Consider the following 12452-nt stretch of genomic DNA (forward strand, 5'->3'; position numbering starts at 1 on the left):
ATTGGTTACACAAACTGGCGGTCCTTTTCCATCCACGGCGGCGAGGCTGCGTGCTGGAATTTCTCGTCGCTTTGTTGTATAAGACAGCGGCTGTGCGTATTTCGACGCTGACCAGATCCACCGTGTCGCCCCGAAAACCCAAGCTTCACAAGGCTTTTTAGGCATTCGGGGCCCCGTTCACTGGATCGCACGCGGCACGAAAATCACGGGAGCGGCACGACGTCACCCGCCCTGGATGCGCGGGTCTCCACCTCAAAGAACCGGGCTTTCAACAAAAACCCGCACCAGATTTGCTGTCTACTGGAAGCACAGTTTTTCAGAATCCATACAGGTGAAGTCGCGCCGCACGTGTTCCCTCTACATCCGGTCACCGATTCGTCACCAGGCCGCGAGCAATGCAGGAAGCTCGGCCAATGCATGAACCTGTCCGCGCAACGGTGCAAATTCATACTCGAGTGGGCCATTCTGACGATTGACACGTACCGCGTTGAAACCAGATGTGGCGGCCCCACCGAGGTCCCAAGCGTTCGAAGAAACGAAGCAGATTTGATTGGGCAGTACACCCAGACGATCACAAGCGAACTGATACACCCGCGGGTCTGGTTTATAAATCCTCAACTCGTCGACCGAAAGACACGCATCGAGCACAGTTGCTATGCCCGCAGCACTGACAGCCGCTCGCAGCATGGCATCATTACCGTTTGACAGTATCGCTACCTTCTTCCCCATCTCTCTGAGTCTTCGCAGGGTTTCTGCCGCGTCCTCATACGCGCTCAACTCAAAATAGGCGTTCATCAGCGTCTTCTTCAACTCCGCGCGACCCTCCAGCTGGTAGCTCCGGAGCGCGAAGTCCAAGGCTTCGCCCGTCAACACCCAGAAGTCGACGTATCGGTTCATCAGGGTACGCGTCCACGAATACTCAAGTTGCCGCTGACGCCACACAGTCGACAGTGCCTCAGCGTGCTGCCCCACCTCGTCGGCATGTTTCATCACAGCGGAGTGCACATCGAACAAGGTTCCGTAGGCATCGAACACGCAAGCTTTGATTGAATCCACTCTTGTCTCCTCGCGCCGGGACATCCAGCATTGAAACCAGTATATATTTATTACACAGGTTTCCAATGTGCCCCCACGGACTCATATCAGGTATGAGCGCCGGTACATAGCCAGTCGTCGCGCAGTTCAATGCTGCTTGCCCGCCTGTTGACGTTAGACCGCACCCCACAAATTCTGGTCGCTCCTTCGTTTCAGACGTGATACCAGGCAAAAACCGCCCGCCTCGCTCCATGCACGAACGCATCACTTGCCTCGTGTCCATCTCAACAAAGCGAAGCGTCGAGCCTCGCGGCTCACCACCGAAGCACACTCGGACCTAGCAGGGCCCCAGCGGCTGTCGGAATCGACATCCCGATCACATACCATGTCGCCCAGAACGGCACGCTCATTTCCGGACATCGAAGACTGTAGGCAAGCGCACCGATGGTTGCCGCCACGAGTCCGGCTACCGCGCCCGCTAACCGAAGTCGGGTCGGTGCGAGGCCGCGTGCTGCCCACATCACGGCCACGAACGCCGGTAACGAAATCAGCGCGATGTTGAAAGAGCACGAGCGCCATGTGCGACCCATCAGCAGATGTTCGCGCGTGCCCGGCGGAGCGAGCCAGAGCAGCAATAGCGCGGCGAGCCACACGAGCGCCACGGGCGCCGCGAGACCAGCCCACCAGCCACCGATTTCGATGCCAGGCCGAGCGAGACGCGCGGCGGCCGCAAGCGCGGCAACGGCGAGACATGCCGGCCACGCAAGCTTTACCCAGAAGAGAGGCGCGCGCATCAGCACGCTAATGTCATGCCGCACACCATAACCGAGGATCACGATCGCGAGCGCGCCCAGTACGCCGAACACGAGCGCGCGGCCCAGACGCTTCGCAGCGACATGCCGCTCAACAGGTGCAACGCCTGTTGAGAGCATTGAAATCAGATCGTCTGTTTTCATCCGGAGGTCCCCCGAATCTTCAATGCCAATGCCCTAAGCCCGCGATGCACGCCAACCTTCACCGCCGACTCCGATAACCCCGTCAAACGCGACGTTTCCTCGACGGACAATCCTTCCAGCTTCGTATGGACGATCGGCAGACGCTGCCGGTCAGGCAACTGGTCGAGCAGCTTGTGCACATCGCGGCTTGCCTCGGCGGGTTCCGTATCCGACACCGCAAAGATCTCCGCTTCGTCATCGAATGGATCCTGCAAGGCCTCACGACGCGATCGTGCCCGCAGGTAATCCGCAAGCTTGTAGCGCGCAATTGCGTTAAGCCACGCGGTCAAGGGTTCGTCGGGGCGCCAGCTGTGGCGTGCGTTATGCACCGCGAGCAGAATTTCCTGCACCACGTCTTCGATATCGTGCGGCAGGTGGTGCAGGCGTTTGCGTAGCAATGCCCGCAGATGTCCGGTCAGATCCTGCAGAAATGCGCGATACGATGCCGCGTCGCCGTCCAGCGAACGGATCAGCAAGCCCCGCAGACGCAGCTCGACAGGGCGCATCTGTCCAGTCTTTGTGGCGCGTATCACGGCGCTCCCAGAAGCCTGCTCCACCCTGTCGTCGTCGAGCGCCATCGTCCTTCCAGATTGCCTTGCGCGCCGCCGGTCTGCCGGATCCACGACCCTGCCGTACGGCGGCTTTCACCGAGTGCGCTCACGAGCGCCGCATGCGTCTCATGCGGCCACGCCAGCCATCGATTGCCAACGGTCCCGATCCACCGAACACCAGCGCGACAAGACCCGCGATATACAGAAGATCCGTCTCATAGCCCGGCGGACCAAACTGCGCGCCGGCCGGCGTCACTGCAAGCAGCTTGATTGACGAGAAACCGTACGGAAGATGTACCGTCACTGCCGCGACAAGCAGCACCGCGATCATCGGCAGACTGACGAGCGATACGAACGCACCGGCGATCACCGCAAAGCCACCCACCAGTTCGATCACGATTGTGGCCCACGCCATGAAGTGCGGCGCCGGCACACCGATCGCGTGCAAAATGCCTGCGAATACCTCCGGGTGCTTGACGATCTTTGCATAGCCGTGCTCCATGAATCCGTAACCGACGATCAGCCGCAAGGGCAGCGGCGCCCATCGAAGCAGGCCCAATTCGTCTCTCAGCCAGGCAGGATCAGTGAGACGAAACAACTGGCGGACAGTACCCATGCGCAATAGCCTCATAACGAACGTTAGCAAAGTACAACCGCCGAAGCGGCGCGGCAAACAGCCCGCTCCCTTTGTAGTTCGTCAATGGTGGGCACGCGGTTACAGCCGAAGCCAAATATTTTTTCGCCATTGTTTCGCGCCTCGGTCCGTCTTTTCCCGCCATTTCACGCGAGGTATGGCCGTCTGGATGGGCGCACAACAGTTTTCAGCGTGACGTGCCGGCACTTTCCAAACGGCTCGTCTGCCGAGGCAAGTCATATAGTCGTCATACGACAGACTAAAAAGCAGCGAAATCTTCGATGATCGACTCATGCACCGATTTGACTGTTCCCAAACCCGTGATAGCCGTATACAGTCGTTGCATATGAGTCGTCGAATCTGCTGCCGTTACTGGGTAACGCAATCCGGCTTGCGAAGTGAGTACCGCATGATGTGTTTCCCCCCGCGCGCGTCTCTGACAAGATGAATGTTTTATTGCGAGTACTGCTCACTAAAAAAGCATTCTTTTTTTCTTTGGAGTATTCTCATTCTCGCTCCTATCCCCCGTCTGCTGGCTCTTCAATCAGGTTGCCCCGAGAGAACCGAATCTGATGCCATAACGGAGAGATCTCATGAGATACGCGCGTATTGCAACCACAATGTCGATGCTGGCTGTTTCACGCAGTTTTCATTCTCCACTTCTTCGAGGACGCTCTAATGACGACGCTGAAAACAATCACGATCACCCTTCTCGCAGCCGCCGCACTGGGTGCAGCTCCATACGTCAGTGCCCAAACAGACTCAGGAGCTTCGGACGCCGCCCCTCCGTCGTCGAAAAAGGCAGCTCGCGCGCACAATCACCAGCTTGAAAAATCTGTCCGTCACGCGTTGACCCACACGAAACATCTCGACTCATCGGGCATTACCATTCTTGTCAAAGGCAGTGTCGTGACACTCGAAGGCAACGTGCCCACCGACGACGAAATCCAGCTTGCGGGTAAGGTCGCAGGCGGCGTGTCCGGCGTCACCAGCGTCACCAATAACCTGAGCATGCATGAGGCAGGCAACTAGGCGGTAACCCAGGCTTTCGCACACGATGTCCGTCTGCCCACCCTTGGGTTGGACGGACATCGAGACGGTTCCGGCAACGCCGGACACTGTATAAAAACACAGTATAATCAGCTCAATCACCCAGCCCGCGACGTGCGCATGCGCCGTCAAGATCTACGGTTAGATTCATGAGCTACCAGCCTGGCCTGTTCGAGTCACTCCCTGTTTGCCTCGTCCACGACGCAGAGGGAGGCATCCGCTATTTACCTGAGTTGATCCCCTTATCTACCGCGCACGCGTGGTTCGAACAAACGCGCCAGAACGTCGCCTGGAACAGCCAGCAGCGCCTCATGTACGACCGCGAGGTCGCGGTGCCTCGCCTTCTCGCGACGTTCTCCAGCGACGGCGGCGATTTACCCGCACCGCTCGTCGACGCGTTCTGCGCCATTCGTTCGCTGGTTGACGCACCGTTTAACCGCGTGGGCCTGAATTTTTACCGCAACGGTAGCGACAGCGTGGCGCCGCACAGTGACAAGACGGAGAAGCTGGTGCCAGCCCGGCCTATCGCCATCCTGTCGCTGGGTGCGACGCGCAGAATGCTGATCCGGCCGAAGACAGGCAGCGGCCGGACAGTACATGTCGACCTTGAAGCCGGCAGTTGCCTCGTCATGAGCTACGCATCGCAGTTCACGCACGAACACGGCATCCCCAAGACGGCGGGCATAGCCGATTCACGCATCAGCCTCGCGTTCCGATGCTTTGCGTCATGACGCCTCGCATAAGAAGCCGGGCTCACCCCGCCAGCGCATGTGCGGGCTGCTTCGGCAAACGGACCCGGAAAATGGTGAACTTACCCTCGCGCGGATAGCCGTTTGAAACATTGTCGAGCTCGTGCAAGTGGGAGTCCGAGATATACAGGTAGCCATTCTGTATGGCAAAGCCGTCGGCCCAGGAAAGCTGTGGATGCTTGTCAACAAAGGTCTTCTGAAGCAGTGCTGGTTTGCCGTCCCGCTCGATCACATCGAACGCGACCACGGTGCGATTCTCGAGGTCGCCGCCGTACAACACCCCCGCCCCGCTCATGATCAGCCCCCCGGTCAGCGCGCCTTGGCCCAGGGACTGCACGCGCTGCGACAGGTCTTGCGCAGACAGCGATGTGTCGATGAGCGCAGCCGTCGGGATCCGCCAATAGTGGTGGTCTGTCAAAGGCCGATAGTAGAGCCACTCGCGGTCTGGAGAAATCGCAATGCCGTCGGTTTGCAACACAAGCACACCCCCGTCCGGCTTGCGCGCAATACGGTCACCGAACATCAGATGCTGGTCCGGATCCGCCACGCTCGAGCGGTCTCCCGCCAGCAAAAGCCTTGACTCGCCGCTTTTCAGGTTGGTGACGACCACGCCGCCCGCATTGCCTGCATTGCTGATGTAGGCATAGCCGTGCTTGAGGTCGATGCGAATGTCGTTGATCGAATCCTTGGGCGTGACGACATTCCCATAGTCGAACTGGCGCACCACCTTACGGGTCGCGAGATCGAATTCGACCAGCTTCGGTGGCTGACGACTCTGATCCACCGAGGGTAACGATGAATCCAGCGCCCACAGATGGTCCTGTTCGTCGACCCAGAGCGCCTGCACGGAAATCCACTGATGCGCGCCGTCTTCGTCGGGCTTGAAAACATTCCAGCTTTCGTCGGGAAAGGGGGTCAGGGCGCCGCTCGCCGGATCGACTTCGACCACGCTATAGCGGGAACGCTTGATCGATGACGGCGCAGTGGCGAATACGCGTCCGTGCCGGGATACGCCTATACCGACGAGCCGGAAGTCGTCGCCGAAGGTGGCCACGGTTTCGAGACGCGGCGCGTGCCCGGCGGATGCGTCGCTCGACGGCAAAGCGGCACTCGCCGAGCTGCCGATGCCGAGTGTGCCGAGCAGTCCGACGCCAAGGGAAGCCAGCACGCGCCGGCGCATCGGCTGCTGCAAGTCGTCTCTGTTCATGAGGTGTCTCCTTGTGATCGCAATTCAAACGGACTCGACCAAGGCGTCTTTTGGGCGCACTATCCTGCGCTCGCTTTTTGTTTTTCTAAGCAGTTACTCAACATTTGCCGGCTGATGGTAGGTACGCGGGCGGACCCTGTCAAGGCATGGCGACTTCGAGACGCCCGGCGCCGTCGCCTGCGCAAGCCGACGCGTCCACAACGAGCTTTCACAGAGGCTGCAGCATGAAACTGAATTCTTCAGTAAGCTGCCGGGTGCGCATCCGGTAATCACGGTTTCCGCCATAGCCGAAGGTCCTTACAGAACACCCTCAAAGCATAAGAGTCAATGAACGCTACAACCCTGAATCCCGGCATCGATCGGGACAAGTTCGAATCTCTCGCATATTCCAAGGTCACCTGGCGTCTTCTGCCCTTCCTGTTTCTTTGCTACGTCGCCGCTTACCTTGACCGCGTGAATGTCGGCTTCGCCAAGCTGCAGATGCTCAACGACCTGAAGTTCAGCGACACGGTCTACGGCCTGGGCGCCGGCATTTTCTTTATTGGCTACTTCCTCTTCGAAGTTCCCAGCAATGTCCTGATGCACCGTTTCGGCGCGCGGATCTGGATCAGCCGCATCATGATCACATGGGCGGTCATCTCTACCGCCACGCTGTATGCGACAACACCGGTGTCCTTCTACGTCTTACGATTTCTGCTTGGCGTCGCAGAGGCGGGATTCTTTCCCGGCATCGTTCTGTATCTGACGTACTGGTATCCGGCCGAGCGCCGTAGCCGCGTCAATGCGCTCTTCATGATGGGCATTCCGGTCGCGGGTGTCGTGGGCGGTCCCTTGTCGGGCTGGATCATGCAGGCATTCAATGGCGTGCACGGTCTGGCGAACTGGCAGTGGCTGTTCGTGCTGGAGGCCATCCCCTCCGTTATTCTGGGCGTGCTTACACTCGTTTATCTGCCGAACGGCATTCGCGCCGCCAAATGGCTGACGGAATCCGAAAAGCAGTTGCTCGAAGCGCGAATTGCAGAGGACGGCGCAGGCAAGCTGCACGCCAAGGTATCCAGCGTGCTGAGCAACGGTCGCGTGTGGTTCATGGCAGCCATTTACTTCTGCTGCATGATGGGCCTCTATGGCGTCGGCTTTTACCTGCCGACGCTCATCAAGGCCGCAGGCGTCAAGGATGCGTTCGACATCGGCATGCTGACGGCCATTCCCTATGCCTGCGCCATCGTTGCCATGCTGCTGATCGCGCGAAGCGCCGATCGTCGGCGTGAGCGCCGCTGGCATTTCGCGGCCGCTGCACTGATGGCAAGCGTCGGCCTGCTGGCCGCCACCCTCTTTAGCGGCGACGTCGGCGTCGCGATGGTGGCCCTCTCCTTCGGTACTGCCGGGGTGCTCGCCACCATGCCCGTCTTCTGGGCGTGGCCGAGCGCCATGCTGGGCGGCAGCGCGGCCGCGGCCGGCATTGGTCTGATCAACTCGGTGGGCAACCTCGCGGGCTTTGTCAGTCCGACCATTGTCGGCTGGCTGAAGGACGTGACCAACAGCACCAATGCCGGCATTTACGCGATCGCCGCAGCACTGTTCGTCGGCGCATGTCTCGCGCTTTTTCAGCCGCGAGAACGGGTAAGCCACTAGGCACCTGCCGCGCACAGTCGCGTACCACAGCCAGCAGGCTGTGGCTGTGGTACGCACCACCAGAGCGCATCGCTCGCCTGACCACACCTTCCGCGTCTGCCCAGGAACCCTGGCGATCAACGCGCCTCTCTCCGGTCCCAGGGCCGCCATCGCTGTAACTCCCCCTCGCACAAGATAGGGACTTTCCCGAGGAACGTCCCTGCAACGCTGCATCGCACAAACCCCGCACCGCGCATCTGGCTGGGGCGGAGCGATCCCGCAGCCGGTCCCGTCGTGGTGCGCAAGCTCCAAACCCCTTATTGACACCCGACTGCCCACCTGCTGTACTAAATAAAGGCAAGTGATTTAGTCACTCCCGCCAGCACCAGAGGCGCGTACAGCGCCCAGCTATTGAATCGACCGTAGTCCACAACGTCGTTGTCAATTATTTGGAGGAGCGTCCCATGAAGCAGCAATCCCGCAGGCAGCCCGTCGTCCGAAGCATCGTCACGTTATGCGTCGCCGCATCCGCCGTATGGTGCGGCAGCGCCGCGCAGGCGGCTGATCAGGCGGTCGTCGGCCTCATCACCAAGACCGACACCAACCCGTTCTTCGTGAAGATGAAACAGGGCGCGGATGCCGCCGCGCAGAAAGACGGCGCGAAGCTGCTAACGGCAGCCGGCAAGTTCGACGGCGACAATGCCAGCCAGGTCACCGCGATCGAAAACATGATGACGGCGGGCGCCAAGGCGATCCTCATCACGCCAAGCGATACGAAGGCCATCGTGCCGAGCATCAAGAAGGCCCGCGCGGCTGGCGTGATGGTGATTGCACTCGATACGCCGACTGAACCGCAAGACGCCACCGACGCCCTCTTCGCCACCGACAACTTCAAGGCCGGCGTGCTGATTGGCCAGTACGCGAAGGCCGCGATGGCCGGCAAGCCCGCGAAGATCGCCACGCTCGACCTCGCGCCCGGCGTCTCGGTGGGCGTGCTCCGCCACAACGGCTTCCTGCAGGGTTTCGGCGTGAAGGAAGGCGACCCGTCGATCGTCTGCAGCCAGGACACGCGCGGCGATCAGGCGAAGGGCCAGACGGCGATGGAAAACTGTCTGCAGAAATCGCCGGATATCAACGTCGTCTACACGATCAACGAACCGGCTGCAGCGGGTGCATATCGCGCGCTCAAGGCGGCGGGTAAGGACAAGAGCGTGATGATCGTGTCTATCGACGGCGGCTGTGAAGGCGTGCGCAACGTCAAGGCCGGCGCGATTGCGGCGACCTCGCAGCAGTATCCGTTGAAGATGGCCTCGCAGGGTGTCGAAGCCGGTGTCGAATACGCCAAGACCGGCAAGAAGGCCACGGGCTATCACGACACCGGTGTCACGCTGATCACCGACAAGCCGATGAGCGGCGTGGACGGCAAGGACACGAAGTTCGGTCTGGAGAACTGCTGGGGAAATTAAGCTTCCCTAAGCAACCGGGAGACCCGCCGACGGGTCTCCCACGGATTTGCCGCGTGGCCGACGCGCCACGCATTCGCATCGAGGAAACACATCATGTCGACCCCCTCCGCGCCGGCCACCGGCCCCCGCCATTTCACCGACCGGCTGCCTTCGCTCGCCGAAATCGGTCCGCTCATTGCACTCCTGCTCGCCTGCGCCTTCTTCATCACGCAGAGCAATCGCTTCCTGTCGTTTCAGAATCTCTCGCTGATCCTGCAGCAAACCATGGTGGTCGCGGTCATCGCCATCGGTCAGACGCTGATCGTATTGACGGCCGGGATTGATCTCTCGTGCGGCATGGTGATGGCGTTCGGCTCGATCGTCATGACCAAATTCGCGGTGAATCTCGGGGTGCCGCCGGTCCTCGCGATTTTCTGCGGCATTGGTGCCAGTGCGCTGTTCGGCGCACTGAACGGCGTGCTGATCACGCGCATCAAACTGCCCGCGTTCATCGTCACACTGGGCACGTTGAACATTGCGTTCGCGCTCACGCAGATCTATTCGAATGCGGAAAGCGTGTCGAATCTGCCCGACGCGATCATGTTCCTCGGCAACACCTTCAGCATCGGTCCGGCTCAGGTGACATACGGCACCGTGTTGACGCTGCTGATGTACCTCGCCACCTGGTTCGTGTTGCGCGACACGGTGCCCGGACGCCACCTCTACGCGCTCGGCAACAATGCCGAAGCCGCGCGCCTGATGGGTCTTTCCTCGCAACGCATCCTGCTGACCGTCTATACGCTGGCCGGCGCCATCTACGGTATCGCGGCGCTGCTGTCGGTGTCGCGTACCGGCGTGGGCGATCCGCAGGCGGGTCAAACCGAGAATCTCGACAGCATCACCGCGGTGGTGCTCGGCGGCACGAGTCTCTTCGGTGGACGCGGTTCGATTGTCGGCACCCTGCTCGGCGCGCTGATCGTCGGCGTGTTTCGTAACGGCTTGACGTTGATCGGCGTGTCGTCGGTGTATCAGGTGTTGATTACCGGCATCCTGGTGATTCTCGCCGTCGCTGCCGACAAGCTCTCCCACCGCGGCGCTCGCTGATCCACAAGGAGTCTGTCATGTCGACACCCCAATCTGCTTCTGCCACGACGCCGGTTCTGCAGGCACGTGGACTCATCAAGCGCTATGGCCAGGTCACCGCGCTCGACGGCTGTGATTTCGAAGTCATGCCCGGCGAAATCATGGCCGTCATCGGCGACAACGGCGCCGGTAAATCGTCGTTGATCAAGGCCCTCTCCGGCGCGACGGTGCCGGACGAAGGCGAGATTCTGCTCGATGGCAAGCCGGTTAAATTCCGCAGCCCGCTCGATGCGCGCGAACAAGGCATCGAAACCGTGTATCAGGATCTTGCCGTGGCGCCCGCCATGAGCATTGCCGAAAACCTGTTTCTTGCGCGCGAACTCGTCAAGCCGGGCTGGCGCGGCTCGATCTTCAAGATGATCGACAAGCGTCGCATGCTCGACGAAGCGACCGCACATATGAAAGGCCTGCAAATCGGCATCCGTTCGATGCGCCAGGCCGTCGAAACACTGTCCGGCGGCCAGCGCCAGGGCGTGGCCGTGGCGCGCAGTGCGGCGTTCGCGCGCCACGTCGTGATTCTCGACGAACCTACGGCGGCACTCGGGGTAAAGGAAGGCAACATGGTGCTTGAATTGATCCGGCGCGTGCGCGATCGCGGGCTGCCAGTGATTCTGATCAGCCACAACATGCCGCACGTGTTCGAGATCTCCGACCGCATCCATATCCAGCGGCTCGGGCGGCGCGCGGCGCTGGTGAACACGAAAGACATCCATATGTCCGAAGCGGTTGCCATCATGACCGGTGCGAAGGAAGCAGACGTCAAGGCGATCGCATGATGCACGCACCCTGCTGACGGGCGGTCATCATGGACACCACTGGCACTCGCTCGCCGCTCAAACGCACGGTCGGCTCGAATCAGGTCGGCATGCGGCAGTTCAACGAGCGAATCGTGCTGCAAGCGATCCGCCTGCATGGACCGCTCGCCAAAGCCGATGTGAGCCGGCTCACGCGTCTGTCGATGCAGACGGTATCGATGATCGTCGACCGTCTGATCGACGACGGCCTGCTCGCGCGGCAAGCGCGCGTGCGCGGGCGCATTGGTCAGCCGTCGGTGCCGATCGCGCTGCGGCCTGACGGCGCCTATACGATCGGCATCAAGGTGGGGCGCCGCAGCCTCGACGTGCTGGCGATGGATTTCGTCGGCCACGTGTGCAACCGTGACGTGCTGGAGTATGCGTACCCCGATCCCCGCGTGCTGTTCCCCGCGCTGGAAAACAAGCTCGCGCGCCTGAACGAGACGCTCGGTGCACGTGCGAAGAAAGTGGTAGGCGTCGGCGTGGCGGCGCCGCTATGGCTCGGCGGCTGGCGCGATTTTCTGGGTGCGCCGCCCGACGCGCTGGAAGCCTGGAACGATATCGACATTCGCGCGCGTATCGCGGCCATGACGGGGCTGCCCGTCGAGTTCGCCAAAGACACTACCGCTGCATGCGCGGCGGAACTCGTGATGGGCCAGGGGCGCGGCATCCATCACTTTCTGTATCTGTTCGTGGGCACCTTCATTGGCGGTGGTCTGGTGATAGATGGCCGTCTGCATGGCGGCCCACACGACAACGCAGGCGCGGTCGGCTCGATCCCGCTGGCAGGAAACGGTACAGGTCCAGGGCCGCGTCAGTTGCTGCACTCGGCTTCCGGCTTTGTGCTCGAACGCCTGTTGAGCGATGCAGGTGCGCCGGCCGCCGCCGCGCACGATCATCGCGCGCTGTCGCCGGAGTGGTGGCGCCTGACCGAACAGTGGCTCGATACGACCTGCCCGGCGATTGCCGGCGCACTGACCAATGCGACCGCCCTGCTCGATCTCGAAGCCGTGGTGATAGACGGTGAAGTGGACCGGCAACTGGTACGCGAAATCATCCGCCGCACCGAGCGCGTGCTGGACGGTTTCGAATGGGAAGGCATGGTGCGGCCGCAACTGCTGGAAGGCACGATCGGGGCGGACGCCCGCGCGATGGGCGCCGCCATCCTGCCGCTCTATGCGCACTTCGCGCCGGTGCATGAACTGTTTCTGAAGCCCGCTACGGAAGTCAGCTATTAG

General features: G+C 61.0%; 12 protein-coding genes. 7 read left to right on the forward strand and 5 right to left on the reverse strand.

Annotated features, from left to right (window positions below; all coding sequences use genetic code 11):
- Positions 1 to 378: 378 nt before the first annotated feature.
- The 4 genes from VGH41_RS07870 to VGH41_RS07885 all read right to left on the reverse strand — a co-directional run bounded on the left by VGH41_RS07870 (position 379) and on the right by VGH41_RS07885 (position 3197).
- Positions 379 to 1056 carry a haloacid dehalogenase type II gene (locus VGH41_RS07870; protein WP_331596806.1) on the reverse strand — a complete coding sequence of 226 codons (678 nt, stop codon included), beginning with the start codon at positions 1054 to 1056 and terminating at the stop codon, positions 379 to 381.
- Positions 1057 to 1349: 293 nt separating this feature from the next.
- Complete coding sequence (locus VGH41_RS07875) at positions 1350 to 1991, reverse strand: DUF1109 domain-containing protein (protein ID WP_331596807.1); 642 nt, start codon at positions 1989 to 1991, stop codon at positions 1350 to 1352.
- The gene (locus VGH41_RS07880; protein WP_414696623.1) at positions 1988 to 2563 is read right to left on the reverse strand and encodes a sigma-70 family RNA polymerase sigma factor; all 576 of its coding nucleotides are present in this window, start codon (positions 2561 to 2563) and stop codon (positions 1988 to 1990) included. Before VGH41_RS07880 ends, VGH41_RS07875 begins: the two co-directional genes overlap by 4 nt.
- 124 nt (positions 2564 to 2687) lie before the next feature.
- Positions 2688 to 3197 carry a DoxX family protein gene (locus VGH41_RS07885; RefSeq protein WP_331596809.1) on the reverse strand — a complete coding sequence of 170 codons (510 nt, stop codon included), beginning with the start codon at positions 3195 to 3197 and terminating at the stop codon, positions 2688 to 2690.
- Between the two features lie 696 nt (positions 3198 to 3893).
- On the opposite strand from VGH41_RS07885, the gene VGH41_RS07890 reads away from it, so the two are divergent.
- Together VGH41_RS07890 and VGH41_RS07895 are read left to right on the forward strand one after the other, a co-directional pair.
- Positions 3894 to 4247, forward strand: coding sequence for a BON domain-containing protein (locus VGH41_RS07890; protein WP_331596810.1), 354 nt, complete (start codon positions 3894 to 3896; stop codon positions 4245 to 4247).
- Positions 4248 to 4414: 167 nt separating this feature from the next.
- Positions 4415 to 4996, forward strand: coding sequence for an alpha-ketoglutarate-dependent dioxygenase AlkB (locus VGH41_RS07895; RefSeq protein ID WP_331596811.1), 582 nt, complete (start codon positions 4415 to 4417; stop codon positions 4994 to 4996).
- A 22-nt stretch (positions 4997 to 5018) separates the two neighbouring features.
- Here the strand turns inward: VGH41_RS07895 and VGH41_RS07900 are convergent, their stop codons facing one another.
- Positions 5019 to 6221 carry an L-dopachrome tautomerase-related protein gene (locus tag VGH41_RS07900; protein WP_331596812.1) on the reverse strand — a complete coding sequence of 401 codons (1203 nt, stop codon included), beginning with the start codon at positions 6219 to 6221 and terminating at the stop codon, positions 5019 to 5021.
- 327 nt (positions 6222 to 6548) lie between these two features.
- Here VGH41_RS07900 and VGH41_RS07905 point away from each other — a divergent pair, with 327 nt between their 5' ends.
- The 5 genes from VGH41_RS07905 to VGH41_RS07925 all read left to right on the forward strand — a co-directional run bounded on the left by VGH41_RS07905 (position 6549) and on the right by VGH41_RS07925 (position 12452).
- Positions 6549 to 7853, forward strand: a complete 1305-nt coding sequence (locus VGH41_RS07905; protein ID WP_331596814.1) for an MFS transporter — start codon at positions 6549 to 6551, stop codon at positions 7851 to 7853.
- 443 nt (positions 7854 to 8296) lie between these two features.
- The gene (locus tag VGH41_RS07910) at positions 8297 to 9298 is read left to right on the forward strand and encodes a sugar ABC transporter substrate-binding protein (RefSeq protein WP_331596815.1); all 1002 of its coding nucleotides are present in this window, start codon (positions 8297 to 8299) and stop codon (positions 9296 to 9298) included.
- A gap of 93 nt (positions 9299 to 9391) precedes the next feature.
- On the forward strand, positions 9392 to 10381 hold the full coding sequence (locus tag VGH41_RS07915; RefSeq protein WP_331596816.1) for an ABC transporter permease: 990 nt from the start codon (positions 9392 to 9394) through the stop codon (positions 10379 to 10381).
- Between the two features lie 17 nt (positions 10382 to 10398).
- The gene (locus tag VGH41_RS07920) at positions 10399 to 11196 is read left to right on the forward strand and encodes an ATP-binding cassette domain-containing protein (RefSeq protein ID WP_331596817.1); all 798 of its coding nucleotides are present in this window, start codon (positions 10399 to 10401) and stop codon (positions 11194 to 11196) included.
- A 29-nt stretch (positions 11197 to 11225) separates the two neighbouring features.
- Positions 11226 to 12452, forward strand: coding sequence for an ROK family transcriptional regulator (locus tag VGH41_RS07925; protein ID WP_331596818.1), 1227 nt, complete (start codon positions 11226 to 11228; stop codon positions 12450 to 12452).

It is taken from the genome of Paraburkholderia sp. (assembly GCF_036488795.1).
Taxonomy (GTDB): domain Bacteria; phylum Pseudomonadota; class Gammaproteobacteria; order Burkholderiales; family Burkholderiaceae; genus Paraburkholderia.